Source organism: Croceitalea sp. MTPC6 (assembly GCF_036985525.1).
Lineage (GTDB): Bacteria > Bacteroidota > Bacteroidia > Flavobacteriales > Flavobacteriaceae > Croceitalea.
The window spans coordinates 99,466-122,956 of record NZ_BTGR01000005.1; the positions used below are offsets into that span (position 1 = coordinate 99,466).

The following is a 23,491-nucleotide window of genomic DNA, read 5'->3' on the forward strand; positions in this document are numbered from 1 at the left end:
AACAAAAGATGCCCGAAACCATTTTAAAATTACAAGATGTTGCCATTTTTCAAAATGAAAATCTTATCCTGAACAACATTACGCTTGAAGTAAAAAAAGGAGACTTTGTTTATGTGATTGGAAAGACCGGGAGCGGAAAAAGTAGCTTTATGAAGACGCTTTATGGAGATTTACCATTAAAGCAAGGATACGGGAGTATTGTTGATTTTAACCTTAAATCATTAGAAGAAAAACAAATCCCATTTCTTAGAAGAAAATTGGGTATTGTATTTCAAGATTTTAAACTGTTATCTGACCGTAATATCAACAATAACCTAAAATTTGTTTTAAAAGCGACTGGCTGGACGGACACATCAAAAATGGATGCCAAAATCGAAGAAGTTTTGGATAAGGTTGGCATGAAAACCAAAGGATTCAAATTTCCCCATGAACTCTCAGGTGGAGAACAACAACGAATTGCAATAGCTAGGGCTTTATTGAATGATCCTGAACTTATCCTAGCAGATGAGCCAACCGGTAATCTTGACCCACAAACAAGCGTAGAGGTTATGCGGGTCTTACAAGAAATAAATGAAAGCGGTCGTACCATTATTATGGCTACACATGACTATGCTTTAATTTTAAAATATCCACACAAAACGATAAAGTGTGACGGAAGTAGAATGTTTGAAGTAATTCAAAAAGCAGTCTAAAATGATTTATAAAGAAGTAGATGGTAAAAGAGCGAAACGAAAAAATCCTTTAATTGGATTGTTGCTTCTATTAATATCTATAGTCTTATTATTCACTACAGGCGTATTTGGTTTTGTTTTTGGTTTGCTTCACCAACTTTTTACCAAAGGCCTTAAAGGAATTGGGGAATTCGGTCTAAAAACAGCCATATCCATAGACCAATTGGGCAATGTTATCATGCAACATCTATTTAATCTAATCTGGATAAAAAAAGGCGGATACAAATTCGGAAATAGGGATGAAACCATCTCCAGTGTTTTAGGTAAAAATAAACAGTTGAATATGTTGACCGGTTTTGGAAAAGCTATAGACAAATTACTGGATGTAATTGACCCCAACCATTCTTTGAACTCTATTGACTATTTTATTGAACCTGTAGATAATACGCTTTAATACCGATTTTTAACATTCCACCTCCTTAAGAAAAGCTTACCAAAAGATTTTTGTTTCTTTGCCAAATAAAATTTTTACCCTACTATGGAAATTCTTGGCATTGATGTTGGCGGATCAGGCATGAAAGGTGCATTGGTAAATACAGAAACTGGTGAAATGCTCACTAAACGTCACCGAATACCTACCCCAAAGTCAAGAACACCTGAAGCAATGGCCGAAGTTATTGCACAACTAGTTAAACACTTTGAATATCAGGGGCCAGTTGGATGTGGATTCCCTACAGTAATAAAGAACGGTATATGCAAATCGCCCGGCAACCTAGATGAATCTTGGTTAGGTGTAGATGTGGACAAACTTTTTGAAGATGCAACAGGACAACAATTTTCTGTTGTCAATGATGCAGACGCGGCAGGCTATGCAGTAATAAACCATGGTATTGGCAAGAGCCTGGAAGGTTTTGTTTTAATCATTACCATAGGTACAGGTCTAGGTAGTGGTGCATTTATTAACGGGGAGCTTTTACCTAATTTTGAACTTGGTCAAATTCCCTATAAAAAGTACAAAAAGATTGAAACTTGGGCTGCAGGTTCTGCAATTGACAGAGAAGGGCTTTCTTACCAAAAGTGGGCAAAACGTTTTAATAAATTTTTGAAAATAGTTGATTTGATAGTTTCTCCGGACCATATTATTTTAGGGGGTGGTATATCCAAAGACTGGGATCAATATAAAGATTACATTAAAGTGGACACTCCCGTAATGGCTGCACAACTTCAGAATCATGCAGGAATTATTGGGGCTGCAATGGCAGGATCAAAAATTAAGGTTATAGGTTAGACCGTTTTATTCCTTTTCCTATCTACTTCCTTTAAATAAATTTTGCGAAGCCTCAAGTGTTTTGGGGTTACTTCAACATATTCATCTTTTTGAATATATTCTAAGGCTTCTTCTAATGAAAATTTAATAGCTGGAACTATCTTTGCCTTATCATCGGCACCGGAAGAACGTACGTTGGACAACTTCTTGGTCTTTGTTACGTTCACAGTCATATCATCAGAACGGGAATTCTCGCCAATTACTTGACCTTCATAAATATCTTCTCCTGGATCTACAAAAAACTTACCTCGGTCTTGTAATTTATCGATTGAATAAGGAATTGCTGAACCATTTTCCATTGAAACCAATGAACCATTGTTACGTTGGGCAATATCTCCCTTAAGCGGTTGATATTCCAAAAAGCGATGTGCCATAATAGCCTCACCAGCAGTAGCCGTTAACAATTGGTTTCTAAGACCAATTATTCCTCTTGACGGAATCATGAACTCACAAAGCATGCGAGAACCTTTGGCCTCCATACTCGTCATCTCTCCTTTACGGATAGAAACCATTTCAACAGCTTTTCCAGAAACTTCTTCTGGTAAGTCAATAGTCAAATGTTCTACTGGCTCACACTTTACCCCATCAATCTCTTTGATAATTACTTGCGGTTGCCCTATCTGTAATTCGTAACCTTCGCGACGCATGGTTTCAATCAAAACAGAAAGGTGAAGTACACCACGACCAAATACCATAAACTTATCTGCACTATCGGTTTCTTCAACTCTTAGGGCTAAGTTTTTTTCCAATTCCTTTTCAAGACGTTCTTTAATATGGCGTGAAGTCACGAATTTTCCATCCTTACCAAAAAATGGGCTATCATTAATGGTAAACAACATGCTCATTGTTGGTTCATCAATGGCTATTGTTTTTAACTTTTCTGGGTTTTCAATATCAGCAACGGTATCACCTATTTCAAAACCTTCTACGCCAACAAGAGCACAAATATCTCCTGTTTTAACCTCTTGCACCTTTTGTTTGCCTAAACCTTCAAAAGTATAAAGCTCTTTTATTTTAGACTTTACAATAGTCCCATCTCTTTTTACCAAAGAGATTTGTTGTCCTTCTTTTAACGAACCTCTGGTAAGTCTACCGATAGCGATACGACCTGTAAATGATGAAAAGTCTAATGAGGTAATCAACATTTGGGTTGTACCCTCTTCTGGCCTAAATTCTGGCACATGGTCGATAACCATATCCAATAAAGGTTCAATGTTTTCAGTTTTATTTTGCCAATCTTCACTCATCCAATTCTGCTTGGCAGAACCATAAACGGTTGGAAAGTCTAGCTGCCATTCTTCAGCACCTAATTCAAACATCAGGTCAAAAACTTTTTCATGTACTTCTTCAGGCGTACAGTTTTCCTTATCTACTTTATTGATAACCACACATGGCTTAAGACCTAAATCAATAGCTTTTTGGAGCACAAATCGGGTTTGTGGCATAGGGCCTTCAAAGGCATCAACCAATAACAAGACACCATCAGCCATATTCAATACACGCTCTACTTCTCCACCAAAATCGGCGTGACCTGGAGTATCAATAATATTAATTTTCGTGTCCTTGTAAACTACGGAAACGTTTTTAGAAACAATGGTAATACCACGCTCACGTTCCAAATCGTTGTTATCTAAAATTAAGTCCCCCTTATTCTCATTATCACGAAATAGTTGACAATGGAACATTATTTTATCAACCAACGTAGTCTTACCGTGGTCAACGTGGGCAATAATGGCAATATTCTTGATTTTAGACATAACCTTGTTTTTGAGCGTGCAAAGATACTGCGATTTAGTTACGCTACAACACAATGAAATGTTATTTTTATCTTATTGATTTTGAGGTAGTTTCAAAAACTATTTACCCACACACCAACGTTTCTCACTCACTATCCAACCAATACTCAAATTAACCACAGGTTGAATTCCTCCTTCAAAAGGTCCGACGTAGTAACCAGCACCAGCATCAATAGAGAAACTTAGTCCAGAATTATAACTCCGTTGCACCCCATAAACAAGCCCAGCATAACCGTGTACGCCATCAATAATTTCATTGTTAACCATTCTAGAATCTGGAGAAAAAATTGCAACCGAGGGTGCTATATAGTTTCCGGAATTACCGTAAATCTGTCTTCCTCTTCTATCTCGCCCATCAAAATTATGGTAATATCTATTTTGGACCGTAATCGCAGGAAAGAAATCAAAATCTTCTACTGGATTTTCAGAAGCTGGTTCAATAGCCGCTTGCCAAGCCACCCTAAAATCTAGCGTACTATTTACACCAAGTGCCATTTCATATTCAATACCTGGGTTGAACAGATTTATTTTCAACTGTCTTATTTCACAGTTTTTTCCAAATTGGGCAGTAATTCCAATAGAAAACAGCCAAAAAATTAAATGTGTAATTTTTTGCATAGTAGGTTAATTTGGTAGTATAGTAACAGATACTTTATCAAAATAGTATTTTTGCCTAAAACATATACTCATGCAGTTAAGTCTGATTCCTCAGCTAAAACATACAAAAAGCGACAATTTTTTTCTTTTAGCTGGCCCATGCGCCATTGAAGGTGAAGAAATGGCAATGCGAATTGCAGAAAAAGTAGTTGCAATAACGGACGAGCTTAAAATACCGTATGTATTTAAAGGAAGTTTTAAAAAAGCCAACAGAAGTAGGATTGATTCTTTTACTGGAATTGGTGATGAAAAAGCATTAAAAATTCTCCGAAAAGTATCTGAAACCTTTAAAGTGCCAACAATTACGGACATACATACGGAACAAGATGCAGCAATGGCTGCGGAATACGTAGATGTTTTACAGATTCCAGCTTTTTTGGTTCGCCAGACCGATTTAGTAGTTGCTGCTGCTGAAACCGGGAAAGTTGTCAACCTAAAAAAAGGACAATTTATGAGTCCAGAAAGCATGAAACATGCGGTTACTAAAATCACAGATTCCGGAAACGAAAAGGCATGGATTACAGATAGGGGAACCATGTTTGGTTACCAAGATATGGTGGTGGATTTTAGGGGTATTCCAACTATGAAGCAATATGCTCCCGTTGTTTTAGACGTTACGCATTCTTTGCAGCAGCCCAATCAATCTTCTGGAGTAACAGGTGGCAGACCAGCACTTATTGGCACCATGGCAAGGGCTGCAATTGCAGCAGGTGTTGATGGAATTTTTATGGAAACGCATTTCGACCCCGCAAATGCAAAAAGTGATGGAGCAAATATGCTCGATTTAAGTCTATTGAAAAAATTACTGACAGACTTAGTGGCAATTAGAAAAACGATAAATCGTTTGTAATTAACCTTTTTTCTTGTAAAAGCCTTTTTTCTTTAGGGAGTATGCTTCTTGTAAAACAGCTATTAACACCTCATCATTAATTCCTTCCAACGTTGAATATCTAAGTGATTTTACCACTTTTCGTTTTTCGGTCACCATAAGTTCAACATGCTTGGTCAAATGGGCAGAATTCCAAAAAGCAATATCCACAAAGTTCTTTTTTGGTGAAGCGTTCAAATAACAAATAGGACTTTTGCCATCATAAAAGCAGGGAATATTCCATTTAAACTTCATTTCCGCATTATCAATGGTAGCTTCAATTACTGCTTTAAGATGAAGTAAAATGCTCCGATAAGGCTCTGGTTGAGATAAAATGTATTCTTCAGCTGGATTCATATTCTAAAAATAAGGAACAATCATAAATTCTGTTAAATATATTTTCATGCTTAAAAAATAAATTAACTTTGAATTTCAAAGTACTTTATCATGAGTAAAAACAAATACTTAGAAGATATTTCTGAAATCAAGGATATGATGAGCCGTTCTTCGCGCTTCATATCTCTTAGTGGTTTATCCGGTATCATGGCTGGTGTTTATGCTATTACAGGTGCAGTCATAACCTATCTTTTTTTATTGCCAGAACCTGGCACTTACCTCACCCTGCACAGCTGGAATTTTAAACTCATTCTGGCAATTTTGATAGCCGTTGCTTCCCTAAGCATTATAACCGCTTACTTGCTCAGTTCAAAAAAGGCTAAAAAGAACAAAGAAAAAATATGGGATGCTACTACAAAAAGACTATTGGTTAGCTTTTTAGTCCCTTTAATAACTGGAGGCATCTATATTCTTATAAAATTAAGTAGCCAGCATTACGGTTTAACCGGGTCACTTATGTTAATTTTTTACGGTCTCGCTTTGGTAAATGCATCAAAATACACCATTGGCAATATAAAATACCTTGGTTATGCTGAGATCATATTAGGTCTTATATGTTCCGCTATGCCAGGTTATGGATTTTGGTTCTGGGTTGTTGGATTTGGCTTTCTACATATTATCTATGGTAGCCTCATCTATTTTAAAGAAGAAAAAGCTTAGCATGGGCTTAATTGACAACATTAATAAATTGTTTGACCACCGTATACGGTTGGGTATTATGTCCATCCTTATGGTTAATGAAAACATGGACTTTACCTCTTTAAAAGAATTGCTGGATGTCACTGATGGTAATTTAGCTAGCCATACCAAAACATTGGAAAAAGCAAATTATATAGCTGTTGAAAAATCATTTATAGATCGAAAGCCCAATACAAAATATAGTGCCACAAAAAGTGGCCGCATTGCATTTAAAAAACATATTGAAGCTCTGGAAAGTCTCATAAAAAAGAAAGAATAATTTTTTTATTAATTCACTTTGAAAAACAAAGTACTTTAATTACAACATCATGGAAACAAAAAGAAGTAGAATTGGAAACTGGTTTAAAACATCAATATCGGCAAGAATGATCATTGTTGGCTTTATATTGGTAATCCTTTTAATTCCGTTAAGTTTTGTAAAAGATTTAATTAGGGAAAGAGGGTTTAGACAAACTGAAGTAATTCAGGAAATAAACCAAAAGTGGGGCAATCAGGTTACGCTATATGGACCAATCATTAAAATCCCTTATAAGACCTATAAAGAAGAAAAGGTCTTTGATGCGAAGTCAAAAACTTACATTAAAACTTATGAGGATATATATCATAATGCCTATTTTCTACCAGAAGATTTAGTAATTGATGCCAAGGTTGATACAGAATCTTTAGAACGCGGTATTTATGAATCTGTAGTTTACACTTCAGATATAAAACTAAAAGGAAGCTTTAAAGGGTTTGATTTTTCTACCGAAGAAATTCCAAATAAAGATATTCTTTGGAACAAGGCAACTGTCCTAATGAAAACATCAAACTTAAAAGGAATACGAAACGAAATTACTATTCAGCTAGATACTAACAAGTTAAGCTTAAAGCCCCAGTTTGATAACCAATACATGAGTACACTATCAAGCGGGTTTATAAAAAATCTCAGCACTGATAGCATTTTTGCCTATTCCGCGGACATAAAAATTAATGGTAGTGAACGCTTGCAGTTTATCCCCGTTGGAAGGGAAACACTCGTGAATATGAAATCTGATTGGCATTCCCCTAGTTTTAACGGGAACTTTTTACCAGACGATAAAACAAAGAAAATAGCAAAAGATGGCTTTGAAGCCAATTGGAAAGTGTTGGAGACCAATCGTCAATTTGGACAAGAATTTTTTGATAGGTTACCGGACTTATCGCAATTTTCTTTTGGTACAGATTTAATAATCCCTGTGGATGATTATCAAAAAACAGAACGCACCAGTAAATACGGTTTACTAATTATTGGCCTAACCTTACTCGTATTTCTGCTAATTCAGATTATCAGCAAAATAGATATACATCCTTTTCAATATTTAATGATAGGATTGGCATTGGTTATGTTTTATACCTTATTGATCTCTATTTCTGAACATCAAAATTTCCTAAAAGCATATTTAATAGCTGGTACAGCTGTAATAGGACTCATTACAATTTATTCGAGAACAATTTTAAAGCATAATAAATTTCCCCTTCTAATAGGTGGCTCTCTGTCTGCACTACACACATTTATCTTTGTAATCATTCAATTAGAGAATTACGCCTTACTGGTAGGTAGTATTGGGCTTTTTATTATTCTAGCAATTATCATGTTTGCTTCTAAAAAAATAGATTGGGGAAATTCTGATTAACCCATTCTTAACCTTTTAAAAAACTGTTTGATGGATTAAGACTGAAATAATCGTATATTTTTGATTAGCTAATTACTATACCTGATGAAAAATCTACTTTATATTTCAGTCTTATTACTTTGTTTTGGTCTTAATGCGCAAGAACATTCACATAAAAGCACGCGAGCACTGTCCTTTCCAGATATACTAGGGTATAAGACTTTAAAAACAGATTTACATATCCATAGTGTTTTTTCTGATGGGAGTGTATGGCCAGACATTCGAGTACAAGAAGCGTTAAGGGACAATCTTGATGCCATTTCATTGACTGAACATTTAGAATACCAACCACATGGTAAAGATATTCCCCATCCTGATAGAAATCGCGCTTACGAATTAGCACTCTCTGAAGCAAAAAACCATGATTTGATTATAATAAATGGATCAGAGATTACTCGTAATGCTCCAGCTGGCCATAATAATGCTGTTTTTATTGAAGATGCCAATAAACTAATGGATACAGATTCTATATTACAATTTGCTACAGCCAAAAAGCAAGGCGCTTTTATATTTTGGAATCATCCAAATTGGGTATGGCAATCTCCCACCGGAAATCCTATTTGGACAGATTTTCAAAAAGAGCGAGTTGAGAAGAAAGAATTACATGGCATTGAGGTCATAAATTCTGGTCTTTATGATGAAGAGTCTTTAGCAATTGCATTAGAAAATGATTTAACCATTATGGGCACAAGTGATGTTCATGGATTGGTTGATTGGGATTATATTGAGAAGGGTTATACAAGACCCATAACACTTGTTTTTACAAAAGAGAGGACTGAAGAAAGTCTAAAAGAAGCTCTCTTTAACGGTAGAACAGTAGCGGTATTTAATGAATTATTTGTGGGCAAACCTGAATATGTAAATCCATTATTAAAAGCCTGTTTAAAAATAGAAAAAGCTTCCTATTTGGCAAACACCCAAATTTTAGATGTAGAAATCACTAATATCTCAAGCAATAAACTACTTTTTGAAAATGCAATGGAATATACATTTTATGGAAGTTCTCCAGTTATAGAAATTGAATCAGGAGAAACCAAAATCCTACAGATAAAAACCCTGAAAGTCTTAGATTCAGTTACATTAAAACTCAAAGCAATAGGTTCATATATTGCACCAAAAATCCATCCAATAATTGAGTGGGAAGTAATTATGAAAAAGTAAGTTAAAAACGATCTATTGTTCTTGCATTACCAAGAAAATTGGGGTTAAACTCTCTATAAAATTTATCCTGAATAATGGAGGTTATATGCAAAGGAGATTTATCTGATATCGTAATTTCTTTAGTTACCATATCAATATCAAAAACAAGTTTATCAAAATCATCCATTAAGTCATCCCAATTGGAAATCAAAAATTTTGATATTTTTTCTCTAAGTAGATATTCCATGTCCACACAGAGTTTTTTCATCTCGTCGTTAACATCAAAAGAAATTATCCAATTAAATCGCATGCTTGGCCAAAAGGTTTCCGAATATAGTTCTTTTTCCAATATTACTAGTTGATGTAAAAAAGGAAAATGTTCAACTACTTATTTTTCCGTACCATCTACATAATCTTGTAGATATTTATAGTTTTTGGTAAGCTCGCCTTTAGCAGTCATCCTAGCACGCTTTAGAATACCGTCCTTATCCCCGTTAAAAAAGGCTGGGATTACGTATTTAGAAAAGGCTTCTCCAAAACCATCACTGGCATCTCTTGGTAATTCTGCAGGGAGGTTATCTACAGCCATAACTGCTATTGCTTCTTCATTTCTGTAATCAACTTCCTTTTCTGTTTTTGAATTATAACCATATATGGGGTCCGCTATTGTAGAGGGTCTAATTGTAGTTGCCACGGGACCATCTATATCACAACTCACATCAGCCACCACTTTTATACTAAAATCCGGATGCTTCGCATCTTCCCGTGTATAAAGATAAGGCGCCCCATCACCATAAAAATGCCCTGCAATGTAAAAATCCGTTACTTTGGCAAAGCGAAAAAAGTTTGATTTATATTCTTCTGGGTTTTCAAAAAAATCTGCTTTATTTCCCCTAACACCATCTTTGCGTTTATTATATTCTGAAGCATCAATTTGACAATAAACCACTTCATTAAATGTGTCCTTCAGATATTCCCCCATATTGACTCTTCTAATTTGCATAGCATCTAGCATTTCCCTGGCACCATTACCTACTCTACCCCTACCGGTTAGTAGAATTTTAATATTGGGAAGTTTTATTTTTTTCAACTCGCTTATTAAAGCGGCTTGGTCTTTTAAAAGTTCGGCTTTTGGTAATTCAAATAAATCAAACTTAAGCCCATATGCACGTATCCCGTTGTATGCACCTACAATACCCGCATACCTTCCAAAGGCTACCAAGCGTTGTCCATTCTGGTTGGTAATTACTTCATGGTCATAGAGTTCAATATTTTTTTGAAGTATGGCACGCAATAAATCTCGATTATAAGATTGCTTTTTTATAGTATGGGAAAAGAAGAAATATTTCTTATCTGGAATTAAAGAATCGATAGGCACCTCCTTAACCCCTAACAGTACATCACAATCTTCCATCTTATCTGCAACTTCAATTTTGTTTTTTGAATATTCATCATCAGAAAACACCCTTAAAGGAGAAGGCTCAACTATAATATCAGCTTTTGGAAACTTTTGTAATACGCTTTCGCAAATTGATGGCGATAAAACTACACGTTTATCTGGTGGGTTCTTTCGTTCCCGTATAATTCCGAATCTCACACGTTTAAATTTTAGTAATTATTTTATAGTAAATTAATTATAAAACTAAGAACGTATGTAACCACGCGCTGTACTCGTTCTCTCATAAATAAATTTAAATATCACCTTTGGTAAAGCAATTTTTAAATTTCTCAATGTTCGTTTCATTTGGTATAATTATTGACCTAAAATAAGGGTATTGTTAGGGGTAAGCAAACTTTTAATTAACTTTGCCGTCCTTAAAAATTGTTCATTGAAATAATGGGGCCGACTGGTTTTGACAGCGAGACCAATGGTAATGTAAGCATGTCGAGCGCTGGATTATAGCTCGTTAATCTCAGGATTCACACTTTTAATTGGCGATAATAATTACGCTCTTGCCGCATAATCTGAATTATAGTAGGATTTGCCTCGTCGCTACAAGGTAGCGAAGCGAGATGTCTTTGAATAGCCCTTGTTGACGGCGATTCGTTTAAAGACACCATAAAAGTCAACACAAGGATACTATTCGCTTTGGTAGTGTCACCAAAATCTTAAGAAGCTAAGTATGTATTGGGCGGTATTTGGTCAGGTACATATCGAAAATTAAACAAAGACTAAACATGTAGAAAGCATTATAATTGCTTGTTTGGACGGGAGTTCGATTCTCCCCGGCTCCACTATTAAAATACCAAATTAGTACAAAATCCTGTAAACATCTGATTTACAGGATTTTTTAATTTTATATGTATTCAAATATATGCAAATAATACCATTCTAAAAGTCACCTATTCGACACCTATTTTAAAAATTAAAAGTGGTGTCGATTTCTTTGTAATTCATTCTTTTTTAGGTAATTATAAAAATATGTAATTCATTTTTTATATCTTTATTAGGTATAAATCGATACCTAAAAACTTATGAATTCATTTTCTACACTTTTTTATATAAAAGATGAGCGTCGCGACAAGAACGGGAAAGCGGGTCTATACCTAAGAATTACAGTAGATGGGAGACGAACAGGAATAAGTTTGAACCGAAAAATAGACCCATCTAAATGGGACTCCCGAATGAATAAATTAAAGGGAAAAGGTGTTGAAGCTGAAGAATTGAATCAGTTTATGACTACAATTCGCCATAAGATAAACAGAATACAACATCAGCTTATTGAAGAAGGAAATCCATTTACGGCAGTAGATATTAAAAACATTTATCAAGGGAAGGATAGAGAGGTTAAAATGCTCTTAGAAATTTTTGATGAGCATAACCAACAAATGAAAAAACTAGTAGATAAGGAATTTGCCATCGGAACATGGAAGCGCTATTTCACTACTAGAAATCATATCGCAGAATTCATCCAACATGATTATAAGAGAGAGGATTTACCGGTAAGAAGTGTAGACTTAAAATTTATAACTCGGTTTGACTACTTCATGAAGTCAATAAAAAATTGCAACCATAATAGTGCTTTAAAGTATATTAATAACTTTAAAAAGATTGTTCGGTTGAGTGTAGCGAATGGATGGATTGACAATGACCCTTTCTATAATTTCAAAGCTAAGTTTAAATGGGTAGACCGCGAATTTCTATCCGCAGAAGAACTACAACGCTTGGTAGATCTTGAAATTAAATGGCCACGAATTGCCATGGTTAGGGATATGTTTGTATTCTGCTGCTATACGGGACTTGCGTATATTGATGTAAAGAAGTTGAACCCAGATAATTTGGTCATGAATATCGATGGAGAACTTTGGATTGAGGCAAAACGCACCAAAACCAATGCAAAATTTAGCATTCCTCTACTCCCGACCGCACTAGCTATATTAGAAAAGTACAAAGACCACCCAAAAGTGATTGCTGGAGAATGCGTACTACCTGTTCTAAGCAATCAGAAGGCTAATGCCTATTTAAAGGAAATTGCCGACCTCTGTGGTATTAAAAAGAATTTGACCACACATTTAGCGCGCCACACCTTTGCAACCACAGTAACACTCTCCAACGGAGTCCCTATCGAAACCGTTGGCAAAATGTTAGGGCATAAAGATTTACGCACTACACAGCATTATGCTCAAATCATTACTAAAAAGGTTAGTGATGATATGTCGGTTTTGAAGGAGAAATTGTCGGGAATCAATGTTAAGGAAGGGAATAAGAAGTCGATAAATTAAAAATCGTTTATTTGAACTTTAATTTATTGACTTGAAGAGCAACCAAAGTAAGTTAGATATAGTTTACTCCAGACATATCTTACCTGTTTTTGCTTTAGATTTGCCGTTGGCTAGTGTTAACACTGCTCTATATCCCATGCATCTATCATTAATTTTAGCTTGGGTAACAACTAACCCATTATTGTCATTAACCAACTGTTGCGATTTATTCAGTTTATGCTTCGTTTCATCAAATTTTAATATATAAGTGCAACCGTCAATCCATTCAAGATTTGAGTAAGCTCCATTTTCTTTATCAGTAATGTTTGAATATTCAATTTGGACATTCCCTTTTCGTTCCATAAGAACAGAATCCTTATCTGAGTATATCATATAAAATGATCCAGTTTTGATATCTGCACAAGTCAAGTAAGGGCCACAAAAACTTAAACTTAGACCTATTATGGTCAGTATGAGAAGTTTTATTTTCATCCCTTATTTTAACTATTTTTGTAATACTAGGTCAACTAGCTTTTCGAACATTCCTCTTTTCACTTCTATATCTTGAGCACCAAATTGTTCTGGGTTTTTATTGACTGTCACTTCACCAAGAAATATCTCATCTCCCTTTTTTTCAACCCTTGCTATAAAAATACAATGACCTAGCCAACTACGGTGAAAGTATATAGATTTTCCTTGACAATAGGCAAACCATTTATCATCCATACTTTCTGGTTTCAGCCTTATATAAAGCTTAGAGTATTCTTCTGGCATTAAAAGGCGACCAGAATAAAAACTTTCATTTTCACTTGGAATAGGAATGGTTTTCCAATCATTAGGTCTAATCATCGTTTATTTGAACTTTCATTTTCTGATTCATTCTATTTAACATAAAGTCATAGTCCTTATTTCAATATCCAAAGTTGATATATTTAGTAGTCAAACTTTCCAAGAAATTGGTCTTTCCGTCTTACTGCTACAGGTAATTGATTGCCATTGGTCATAATCACATAGCCCTGTTTTCCTTTGTGGTAGCTTTTGACCTCATTCAATTTAATGAGATGTGATTTGTGACATTTAAAGAACTCATTCTTATCTAGGAAATCTTCATAAAACTTGATGGGTTTAGAGACTGTTTTTTTACTTTCCCTGGTATGGATATAGGTGTAATTTCCACTGGCTTCCAAATGAATAATATCTGTTATTTGTATGGTCTCAAAACCTTCTACAGAAGAAATGGTCAATAAATTAAGTTGCTTTTGCTCGACATTTTCGAGCAAGCTTTTCACCTGATTATCATTCCCGCTCTTGGCCATTTTTTTGTCTAAACGTTCTATAGACGCATTGAATTCATCCACATCAATGGGTTTCAGAAGATAATCAAAGGCACTGTACTTGAATGCCTTAATTGCATAGTTGTCAAAAGCTGTTGTAAAAATCGTGTTGAATTGAATTTGTTCTAACTGTCGAAGAAAATCAAAACCAGTCTTATCCTTGATTTCAATATCCAAGAATACTAAATCCAGAGGTTTGTTTTTAACGACTTCCAGAGCAGCTTCTACTGTTTGGCAAGTATCAACGACTTCAAAGGTGTTCGGTCTTCTTTCAATTAAGTGCAACAGTCTATTGATGCAGTGGTTTTCATCATCAACAATCAAGGTTTTTATCATAGCATATTAACGTAAAATAGGTCGCATTCCGTAGCTAAAGATAAAAAATCCTGAGATTGGGTAGCTCATAAGCACTAAACCTGATGCAAAGGCAAGGTCACAACTACCTTGGTGCCGATAGTTTTGTCAATTATCTTGATAGCACCATTGGCGTTTTTGGTTCGGTTTAGGATATCAATTCGGTTTTGGGTTATGGCAATGCCTTTGGAACTTTTCCCGTTCCGTCCTACTGATTTTTTTGCGGGTTTCCGTCCCACACCGTTATCTACCACGGTACAAACCAATTCGTTGTTATGGGTCGCAAAAGTGACATCAACTTTCCCATTATTTTCCATGGTGGATAAGCCGTGTATGATGCTGTTCTCAACAAAGGGTTGCAGCAGCATCGGTGGGACGAGTACTTTATCTATATCCAAATAATCTGTCACTTCGATTTTAAAATCAAAAGAATGATCGAAGCGTTTTTGTTCTATGCCCAAATATGTTCTGAGTAGAGTAATATCTTCCATCAAAGTAATTTCTTTCTTATCGGAATTTTCCAAGGTCATACGCATTAATCTGGCAAATTTGCCCAAGTAATCGCTCGCCTCTTGACTGTCGTTTTTTAAAATATAATCACCAATGGAATTGAGACTATTGAAAATAAAATGTGGATTCATTTGCGCGCGTAACGCCTTCAATTCCACATCTGCAACGGTTGCCCTAAACTCAGCTTCCTTTTTCGCAGTGTCCGCTTTTTGCTTTCTACGATATAATACAAAAGCGAATAACGATGCCAGGATGATTCCACTACCCCCAAAGATTGAGGCATTTTTGATAAAACGCTGACGCTCAGTTTCCGCAAGAGCAAGCGTTTCTTTCTTATCCGCTTCAAATTGTATTTCCTTTCGGGATATTTCAACCTTGCGGTCTACATTGATTAGGCTGTCGTTTAAAATAGTATATGCCTTAAAATTCTCCAGTGCCCCTTTGTAGTCACCTTTTTTTTCTTGGATCCTGGCCAAGGTCTGAAGGGCTTTTGTTTCGGTATATAAATTGTTCAGCGATTTAACGGCATTCAGGCTGGCCTGTGCATAGGTTTCAGCTTTTTCTAAATCATGGTTGTACATATAAACTTCAGCCGCATTGATAGAAACGGGCACTCTCAATATTTCAAGCTTTAGGGAGTCCATCATTTTGAGGCTTGTCAAGGTATTGGCCAAACCTTTATCCATTTGACCGGCCTGGGCCTGTACCAAACCGAGATTACTGGTTACATTGGCGATTTGCAACACATCACCAGTCAGTTCAGCTTCCTTAATTGAAGCTTTAAAATAGTACACGGCGGAATCGGTTTGTTGTCTCAGGCCAAAGATGTTACCAATGTTGGATAGGCTATTACTCTTGCGTTGTGGGAAGGCCAAGAGCTTTTTAAAGATTGGTAAGGCCTTATCAAAGTCTTCTTGTTCATAATGAATCAATCCCATATTGGTAAGCGATGCAAATTGATAGCGTTTGAAAGAAGGGTCTGTCTCACCGATGGCATAGGCTCTTTGATAGTAATCCAATGCGGTGAGCGGGTCTGATTGAAAATAATGATATACCACTCCAATATTATTACTGGCAATTAACTGTCCTTTTTTAAAATCCAATTCTTCAGCAAGCGATAGGGTCTTGAGGTTGTAAATGAGCCAAGTTGTATCCGACGGTGTTCGCAGCATTTTATTAGCCACATAGCTCTGCCTCAAATTCACCAAAGTGGTGTCGATTCCTTTGTAGTCATTGATAATGTTTTCGAGAGAGTCCGCAACTCTAAACTGCCCTGATGATATAAAATAGCATACTAGTAGTATGAAAGTGAGAAGTGGTTTCATTAAGAATTTGGTTTGGACCATTAAAATAACTATTAAAAACGGTAATACAATTTAAACCGGACGTTAAGCAGAAATACACCTACGATAAAACATTCTCTATGGGAGGCATCGCAGGAAATATGCAACTTTAATTTTTTCTAAATCAACACCTATGAAAAAGATTATTCCAATTCTATTCTCAATATTATTATTCGCATGCAGCAGCGATGACGACTCAGCTTCAACCGACGGTGATAATGGTGAGCTGGGCAATTCATTTATCACCGCTAAAATCAATGGAAACGATTTTGAGGCCGTCCCCAACGACAGGGGCGTGGCTACCATTTCGGCCCAGCTTGTCCAAAATGAAGCCTTTTTTACGTTTACCATTGCCGGTATTGACCTAAGTGAAGACGTAACACAAGGTGAAGCTATCGCTCTTTCTATGGCAGGATTGAATTTTGACCTTATCGTGGAAGACGTTCAGATCAATAATCCGATAACCAATCCATTGGCGCTACAGTTCGCAGGTGGATATTCATCCAATGGAGCTGAGGGAGAAAATTTTGATTTTGACACGGACGGGAGTTCGGGGTTTGTAAGAATAACTGCCATTGATAAGCAAGAGCAGATTATTTCTGGCGAGTTTGAATTCAATGTTAAAAATTCAGATACGGGCGAAGTACTCCAAGTTACCGATGGTGTCTTCAACAATATCAATTATGTTATTGATTAATAAGGCCTTCATGGTCTATGCGGGTCAAATGTTCCATAGGAATCCTTTAATCCGGCCCAGTGGATAGGCAGCTGTCATAAAAGGCCATTTACAATAGTTCACCATAACCACATTTAGACTAGACTTGATTTTTTATATTTATAAGCGCAACGGACTGAAACTTACACTTACTGACTCTAATAAGGAATCGTATCATGTTCGTCCTATTGACAGTTTAGAAAACATAATCATCATATATATGAAAAGTTCTTCACGCCAATGCTTTGCTGTAATTGCAATGTTGTTCTCAACCCTATGTTTTTCCCAGAACTGTGATGATATCGGAAACTGGATGAACACGATTAAAAACGAATATCCAAATATGCGAATTGGTACTGCCATGCCTAGGGGTACGGTTGAAAATATGGCGATTAACCTCTACTCCGATAAATTTTATACCCCTTATTGGAAGAAATCCTTTATTTCCTCGGGAAAGAATGGTCGAACCAAGAGCTGGCGCAAGATTCAAAGCTGTTATGCCAAGCAAAACTACAATGCAGACCGGTACAAGGCCTGGGTATTCCAAAGCATTATTTACAATTATCACATCGATTTTCGTAGCGACGCGTTCAGTAATAAAATCGAACAAAGAAACCAGCTGCGAAATGAATTGGATGCAAAATTTACCGCGCTAAAGCGCAATGAATTGGATGCAGCAGAGATGGCAGCACTAAAAACGGATTTATCCATAAAATATGCCGTACTCTTTCCGTCTGAGCTCGATGCCATAGCCAAAGAGATAACTAAAAGTGAGTCTGATTCTGCCGAAAATCAGTTGGTGAGCGATTTTGAAGCCATCAAAGCACTGCCACTTGAATACCGATCAATTAAAAAGGTGCTTGACTTTAAATCAAAGAACACTGCACTTTTTGCCAAGTTAAGCACGGTACAGCAGAAAAAATTTGCAAGTCAACTGAATACCAAAGTTGAGGACATACTTCAGGTGCTTATGCCCAAACAAATTGCTGAGCTTAACAGCATTGATTCCCCAAAACCTGATGTTTCCAAAATCAATACAGTTCTTGCAGATTTTAAACAAAACTTCCGGAGGGTGATGGAATTTGATAGGGTGCAATCTACCTTAAAGACCCTACAGGCCAAGAAGACTGAAATTGTAAGCCAACTTATGCCAGATGTCACGGCTGCTATCGCCAAGACCAAAAGTCAGCAAGAAACTTCTGGATTATATCAACGTTATGTTGCCGATTTAGACCCCGACAATCCGATTAAAAATCAATTAGAACAAAAAATTGAACAGCAGCGGCAGTTTCTACTAAAAGAAAAAGCGCGTTTGGCTCAAGAAAATGCTTTACTCAAGCAACAAGAACGTCTTGATTATTTAGCAAACACCGGAGAGGCCGAAGAGGAGATGCGTTTCCATACGGAAGATATGTACTATGCTGAGTTTTTCGACTATTTATACCGGGGGCACTCAGAGAATCTTCAAATTGAAAAGGAAAGTTCGGAGTTTTTAACGATGTTCAATGGGTATATCAACGCGTTTAGCAAAAATTGTTTTGATGCCTTACCCGAAGAAAAAATACAATTAATGGAACTGGTTTGCAAAGCATATACTGTAACTAAAGAAGCCCTTTCAGGATTTGAACTATATAGTAGCTGTAATCATTGGGCTTATGAGGGCTCGGGAATTTTCGCCAAGCCTGCGATCTATAAGGCCAAGCTGCTATTGGAAGAACCAAGAGATAAAAGCGTTTTAGCACATTTGGCGGACATGTACGCAGACCCCAATGCCAACGGAAACGACGTAGAGTTCATGCACCGTTTAAAGCGACTCAAAATCGATTTGGACTTAATGTTTGCAAACAATGATTGTAGGGGTAAAGCCATGGCTCAATTTGAAGCTAATTTACTCAACTATGCCACTGGCAAACCGCTGCAGCGCTTAAAGGGGATTAGCGTTTATGAAAAAATGCGCATTGCGGGAGCTCCATCGGGGAAGCAGGATATTACAAAACTTATAAATGACATGGTACGGCGACAGTCAGAGACATGGGCACTAAATAAATATATTCCAAATACCATCACCAACTTGAAGTCCTTTGCAGGTCAAGACGGTAAGACCATAGTGGCGTATCGGGCAGACTATAAATTTTCCAACAGATTTTTAGGAAACGATACCGGTAAGGTGACCATCCGACTTAAAGAAGGCTTACCGGATTGCATCATTTTTTCTGACTTTCCCAATAATTGTAAAAAACCCAGTGCTTCGCTGCTGGTTGCTTATAGTAACGGTGACTATCGGCTTTAATCCGAAGCATAACTTTTTGCCAGTTGTCGTTAGGCCATTTTATGGGTGAACCTTGGAATTCCCATGTGTTACTGGCGTTAATTCTTGGAATCTGGATTTAACAAATCGGAAAAAAGGCATTGGACAATCCAAGAAAAAAGGTAACCCTAGCTTTGATGGGGCTTCCTAGCGAAGTTGTCGTTTTCTGCGGCTATGCGATTATTATTCCTATAATAGACTTCGCAGTCATTATGGCTAACAACATTGATTAATGGTTTATTTGAACTCTTTACAAAATCAGCTTTTGGTAAAGAGTTTAATTCCAATAAAAGAGTATTTTCAGAAACAATCTAAAAGTTCAAGAAAACCGCTAATTATATTATATAAAAGGAATAGTCCCCAAATCCTTACCCTTAAACTTTGCGCGTGAATCCTGTTTCAATTTTATAGCGTTCGGGAAGATAAGCGTAAATAAAATCGAAATAGGGCGCACTTGCTGCTATTAAATTTAGATTCTAGTATACCAATTAGCAATAAAACCCTTTAAAGATTATCCAATAAAAAATGTTCTTTAAATTTCAAAAATTAACCTCAAATATTATTTTTTGCGACAAAACCTGTAAGTGTTTACTGGGTTTACTAGACCGTTTGTCGCAAATTACTAAAAAACTAAAATGTACGATACCTTTAGTTGATTGATTTTCAGATATTTGAATAGTATAGATTATGAGGTCAAAATTAATTTGGGTCAAATTTTTCCAATGTTTACAGGGGTTTCCAGCCTATTTGACCCAATTTTACTAAAATATACATTTTCTAAATCTATATAAATTATTGAATATCAGTAAATTAAAATACGTAACATCGCTTTAGCGTGTTACCCTCTTGCTTTACATTCGTCGTCCTGCTGGCAGGACAAAAATTGTAAACGCTGTCCGCCTGTAAACGATACCAAATTAAAGCAATTAGCCTTAAATGTGATAGATTTACTAATGAAATTCATCTTTGCTTAAAAGGTGAGGCGAACTTCATTCATTTTATTTTTCTTAAAATGGATGGTGTTCAAGACTTTTTAAACGATACGCTTTGTCCGAAATGGAATGGAGGGCAATGGGTGGAGTTTGTGCATGATCTTAACCCAATTCACGATATTCTAATTACGCCATCTTTAGTATAAGAAGGGGTGAAATCTATACATATCGTTTTTATTATGTAAAGAAAAGTCGATTTTCTATACATAAAGAATTATCTTTGTATAGAAAATTAAAAAATCTATACATAGTGTCTCAAGAGAACGGATATAACTTATCGGAGTTACCATTATCCATTGATATGGAAAGTAAAGCTGTATTAAAAAGTTTGCCAGCTGCTCATGCTGCTCTGGCTGAGCTCAAAGGACTTGCAGCTACTATTCCAAATCAAACAATATTAATCAATACTTTGGGGCTACAAGAGGCAAAGGATAGTTCTGCAATAGAGAATATTATTACTACTCATGATGACCTTTACAAATCAGAATTAAATTTAGATGTCTTTAGGTCTCTTGATGCAAAAGAAGTACAAAACTATATTGAGGCATTAAAACATGGATTTGCTTTGACTTCTAAAAAAGGAGTCTTAAACAATAGGGTAATATTGGAGATACAGGAAGTATTGGAAAAAAACAATGCTGGATTTCGCAAATTACCAGGTACTGCACTTAAAAATAGTACAACGGGAAAAACGATATATACCCCACCTCAAAACTTAACCGATATTCAAAGGCTCATGAAGAACCTTGAGCAATTTATCAATGACAATAATTTAAGTGATTATGACCCTATCGTAAAAATGGCTATCATACACTTTCAGTTTGAGAGTATCCATCCATTTTATGATGGTAATGGTCGGACAGGTAGAATCATGAACATACTTTATCTTATTCTCAACAAATTGCAGACCTTACCAATTCTATATTTAAGTAGCTATATCATTCAGCATAAACCAGATTACTATAGGTTGCTTCAAGAAGTAAGAGATAAAAATAATTGGGAGGAATGGTTACTTTTTATGATAAAGGGAGTAGAACAAACATCTAAAGACACCATTAAATTGATTGTGGAAATTAAAAGTTTAATGACTGACTATAAGAACAAATTGAGAACAAACTATAAATTTTACAGTCAAGATTTACTAAATAACTTATTCAAACATCCGTATACAAAAATTGAATTTGTAGTAAATGACCTTTCAGTTTCTAGATTAACCGCAGCAAACTACCTTAATAAGTTAGCTGATGACGGATTACTAGAAAAAAAACGAATAGGGACAGCGAACTACTATATCAATAGGCCACTCTTTGATTTATTGACAGAAAGATAAATTATGAGAATAAGGATTTTTATGTTACGTCTTCATTTTTTTATAATACTTAGATTGTAGTATTTACTGCTATTTACATCCAAAAAAGACACCAATATGGAAGTTTCAAATAGAAAGTCACCTATTCGGTGAGCATAAAATTCAACCCCTTCGAAACGCCCTATTTGTAGGTATTTGAGGATTAGGTTCGTGTCTCCCCGGCTCCACAATTATATTATTCCTTAATTTTATTGGGTGTACACTATTATTGATATTGAGACCACGGGCAACGGTATTAAAGGAAACAAGATTACCGAAATTGCTATTTTCAAATATAATGGCAACCAAATAATAGATGAATTTACCAGTCTGGTAAATCCCGAATGTGCTATCCCTTACTTTATAACTGGTCTTACTGGGATTGATGACCAAATGGTTGCTAAAGCACCTACTTTTAGTGAGATTGCGCAAAAAGTCCTTGAAATTACCAAAAACTGTATTTTTGTGGCGCACGCTGTAAACTTTGATTATGGTGTTATCAAAGAGGAATTTAGACTCCTTGGAATCGACTTCACTAGAAAAAAGTTATGTACGGTAAGGCTTTCAAGAAAATTAATTCCAGGTTTTAGATCATATAGTCTTGGCAAACTATGCTCTTCTATCGGCATTCCCCTAAAGAATAGACATAGAGCAAGAGGAGATGCACATGCAACAGTACTCTTATTTAAAAAATTACTCCAAACTGAAAACTCAGAAGCTACTATCGCAAACTTTTTAAACGCTAGGAGTCAAGAAGCAACACTACCTCCTTTAGTTTCTAGAAAGAATATTGATGAATTGCCCACTAAACCTGGAATCTATTATTTTAAAAATAGTTCTAGTAAGATTATCTATATAGGTAAGGCTATCAACATTAAAAAAAGAGTATTAGGACATTTTTACACTAAAAACAATCATGAGTTACTTTTATGTAATGAGATCAGTAAAGTGGATTATGAACTTTCCGGAAGCGAACTTATTGCTCTTTTAATGGAGTCTGCCGCAATTAAAACTCACTTTCCCAAGTATAACAGAGCTCAGAAAAGAAATTCTACACAATATGCAATCTTTAGTTACGAGGATAGAAGTGGTGTTCTTCATTTAGCATACAACACCTTAAAAAATAGTTTTAATCCGATACTGGTCTTAAATAACAAAACTGACTGCAGAGCATATCTTGAAGAAATATGCAAAGCATTTTTGTTATGCCCAAAATATTGCCATTTACAAAATACAAATGGTCCTTGCTCTCACTATGAAATTTTAAAATGTGATGGGGTCTGTTGTGATAAAGAAGCTATTTCCGATTACAATCTAAAAGTGAAAAACGCAATTACGAGTGTAAAAAAGAGTACGGAGAATATCATTCTCGAAAGAAAGGGCAGACATCTGAATGAAAAAGCATTTGTACTGATTAAAGATGGAATATATTTAGGCTACGGATTTGTAGAAAATGACATAGAAATCTCTTCTTTTGAATCTTTAGAGGCATTTGTTATACCCCAAAAACATAATTCTGAGACAGAGAGCATAATTAAAAACGCTTTAAAAAACCAAATAAACAATTTAAACGCTCAATCTATCGCTCCATTCAGCTAGTTATTTTAAAAAATATGCGTTTGTTTAAAAACAAAGGCGTA

22 protein-coding genes and 1 other RNA gene are annotated in these 23,491 nt (G+C 35.7%); 14 read left to right on the plus strand and 9 right to left on the minus strand.

Annotated elements, in window-relative coordinates; translation table 11 throughout:
• Positions 1-8 precede the first annotated feature (8 nt).
• The 3 genes from AACP56_RS10805 (at position 9) to ppgK (ending at position 1,959) form a co-directional block, all read left to right on the plus strand.
• A complete protein-coding gene (locus AACP56_RS10805; RefSeq protein WP_339338001.1) occupies positions 9-692 on the plus strand; it encodes a cell division ATP-binding protein FtsE in 684 nt (227 codons plus the stop codon).
• A gap of 1 nt (position 693) precedes the next feature.
• Positions 694-1,125 (plus strand): hypothetical protein, encoded by a 432-nt coding sequence (locus AACP56_RS10810; RefSeq protein ID WP_339337999.1) that lies wholly within the window; start codon positions 694-696, stop codon positions 1,123-1,125.
• A gap of 84 nt (positions 1,126-1,209) precedes the next feature.
• On the plus strand, positions 1,210-1,959 hold the full coding sequence (ppgK, locus tag AACP56_RS10815; RefSeq protein WP_339337997.1) for a polyphosphate--glucose phosphotransferase: 750 nt from the start codon (positions 1,210-1,212) through the stop codon (positions 1,957-1,959).
• Here the strand turns inward: ppgK and typA are convergent.
• Positions 1,956-3,755, minus strand: a complete 1,800-nt coding sequence (gene typA, locus AACP56_RS10820; protein ID WP_339337995.1) for a translational GTPase TypA — start codon at positions 3,753-3,755, stop codon at positions 1,956-1,958. The genes ppgK and typA overlap by 4 nt on opposite strands.
• A gap of 99 nt (positions 3,756-3,854) precedes the next feature.
• Positions 3,855-4,412, minus strand: a complete 558-nt coding sequence (locus tag AACP56_RS10825; protein ID WP_339337993.1) for a hypothetical protein — start codon at positions 4,410-4,412, stop codon at positions 3,855-3,857.
• Positions 4,413-4,482: 70 nt separating this feature from the next.
• Here AACP56_RS10825 and kdsA point away from each other — a divergent pair, with 70 nt between their 5' ends.
• Positions 4,483-5,301, plus strand: coding sequence for a 3-deoxy-8-phosphooctulonate synthase (gene kdsA / locus AACP56_RS10830; RefSeq protein WP_339337991.1), 819 nt, complete (start codon positions 4,483-4,485; stop codon positions 5,299-5,301).
• On the opposite strand, the gene AACP56_RS10835 is transcribed toward kdsA, so the two are convergent.
• Complete coding sequence (locus AACP56_RS10835; RefSeq protein WP_339337989.1) at positions 5,302-5,676, minus strand: DUF1801 domain-containing protein; 375 nt, start codon at positions 5,674-5,676, stop codon at positions 5,302-5,304.
• 90 nt (positions 5,677-5,766) lie between these two features.
• Here AACP56_RS10835 and AACP56_RS10840 point away from each other — a divergent pair, with 90 nt between their 5' ends.
• The 4 genes from AACP56_RS10840 to AACP56_RS10855 all read left to right on the plus strand — a co-directional run bounded on the left by AACP56_RS10840 (position 5,767) and on the right by AACP56_RS10855 (position 9,266).
• On the plus strand, positions 5,767-6,375 hold the full coding sequence (locus AACP56_RS10840; RefSeq protein WP_339337987.1) for a hypothetical protein: 609 nt from the start codon (positions 5,767-5,769) through the stop codon (positions 6,373-6,375).
• A 1-nt stretch (position 6,376) separates the two neighbouring features.
• On the plus strand, positions 6,377-6,673 hold the full coding sequence (locus AACP56_RS10845; RefSeq protein WP_339337985.1) for a winged helix-turn-helix domain-containing protein: 297 nt from the start codon (positions 6,377-6,379) through the stop codon (positions 6,671-6,673).
• 49 nt (positions 6,674-6,722) lie between these two features.
• The gene (creD, locus tag AACP56_RS10850) at positions 6,723-8,066 is read left to right on the plus strand and encodes a cell envelope integrity protein CreD (protein WP_339337983.1); all 1,344 of its coding nucleotides are present in this window, start codon (positions 6,723-6,725) and stop codon (positions 8,064-8,066) included.
• A gap of 84 nt (positions 8,067-8,150) precedes the next feature.
• Positions 8,151-9,266, plus strand: coding sequence for an Sb-PDE family phosphodiesterase (locus tag AACP56_RS10855; RefSeq protein WP_339337981.1), 1,116 nt, complete (start codon positions 8,151-8,153; stop codon positions 9,264-9,266).
• 1 nt (position 9,267) lies between these two features.
• Here AACP56_RS10855 and AACP56_RS10860 read toward each other — a convergent pair whose 3' ends face one another.
• Positions 9,268-9,594 (minus strand): hypothetical protein, encoded by a 327-nt coding sequence (locus AACP56_RS10860; protein WP_339337979.1) that lies wholly within the window; start codon positions 9,592-9,594, stop codon positions 9,268-9,270.
• Between the two features lie 39 nt (positions 9,595-9,633).
• Positions 9,634-10,842: an NAD(P)-dependent oxidoreductase gene (locus AACP56_RS10865; RefSeq protein ID WP_339337977.1), complete on the minus strand. Its 1,209-nt coding sequence runs from the start codon at positions 10,840-10,842 to the stop codon at positions 9,634-9,636.
• Between the two features lie 242 nt (positions 10,843-11,084).
• Between AACP56_RS10865 and ssrA the strand changes: the two genes are divergently transcribed.
• Both ssrA and AACP56_RS10875 read left to right on the plus strand, forming a co-directional pair.
• Positions 11,085-11,483: a transfer-messenger RNA gene (gene ssrA, locus AACP56_RS10870) on the plus strand.
• Between the two features lie 237 nt (positions 11,484-11,720).
• A complete protein-coding gene (locus AACP56_RS10875; protein WP_339337975.1) occupies positions 11,721-12,968 on the plus strand; it encodes a site-specific integrase in 1,248 nt (415 codons plus the stop codon).
• A gap of 63 nt (positions 12,969-13,031) precedes the next feature.
• Here AACP56_RS10875 and AACP56_RS10880 read toward each other — a convergent pair whose 3' ends face one another.
• From AACP56_RS10880 to AACP56_RS10895, 4 genes are all read right to left on the minus strand, one after another.
• Positions 13,032-13,439 (minus strand): hypothetical protein, encoded by a 408-nt coding sequence (locus AACP56_RS10880; protein WP_339337973.1) that lies wholly within the window; start codon positions 13,437-13,439, stop codon positions 13,032-13,034.
• A gap of 12 nt (positions 13,440-13,451) precedes the next feature.
• Entirely contained in the window at positions 13,452-13,796 is a 345-nt protein-coding gene (locus AACP56_RS10885; protein WP_339337971.1) for a hypothetical protein, read from the minus strand.
• Positions 13,797-13,879: 83 nt separating this feature from the next.
• Entirely contained in the window at positions 13,880-14,617 is a 738-nt protein-coding gene (locus tag AACP56_RS10890) for a LytR/AlgR family response regulator transcription factor (protein WP_339337969.1), read from the minus strand.
• A gap of 74 nt (positions 14,618-14,691) precedes the next feature.
• The gene (locus AACP56_RS10895) at positions 14,692-16,470 is read right to left on the minus strand and encodes a tetratricopeptide repeat-containing sensor histidine kinase (RefSeq protein WP_339337967.1); all 1,779 of its coding nucleotides are present in this window, start codon (positions 16,468-16,470) and stop codon (positions 14,692-14,694) included.
• A gap of 151 nt (positions 16,471-16,621) precedes the next feature.
• Between AACP56_RS10895 and AACP56_RS10900 the strand changes: the two genes are divergently transcribed.
• From AACP56_RS10900 to AACP56_RS10915, 4 genes are all read left to right on the plus strand, one after another.
• On the plus strand, positions 16,622-17,185 hold the full coding sequence (locus AACP56_RS10900) for a DUF6252 family protein (RefSeq protein ID WP_339337965.1): 564 nt from the start codon (positions 16,622-16,624) through the stop codon (positions 17,183-17,185).
• Between the two features lie 238 nt (positions 17,186-17,423).
• Positions 17,424-19,493 (plus strand): hypothetical protein, encoded by a 2,070-nt coding sequence (locus AACP56_RS10905; protein ID WP_339337963.1) that lies wholly within the window; start codon positions 17,424-17,426, stop codon positions 19,491-19,493.
• A 1,311-nt stretch (positions 19,494-20,804) separates the two neighbouring features.
• Complete coding sequence (locus AACP56_RS10910; RefSeq protein WP_339338168.1) at positions 20,805-21,833, plus strand: Fic family protein; 1,029 nt, start codon at positions 20,805-20,807, stop codon at positions 21,831-21,833.
• A gap of 234 nt (positions 21,834-22,067) precedes the next feature.
• Positions 22,068-23,450: an exonuclease domain-containing protein gene (locus AACP56_RS10915; RefSeq protein WP_339337961.1), complete on the plus strand. Its 1,383-nt coding sequence runs from the start codon at positions 22,068-22,070 to the stop codon at positions 23,448-23,450.
• Positions 23,451-23,491: the final 41 nt, after the last annotated feature.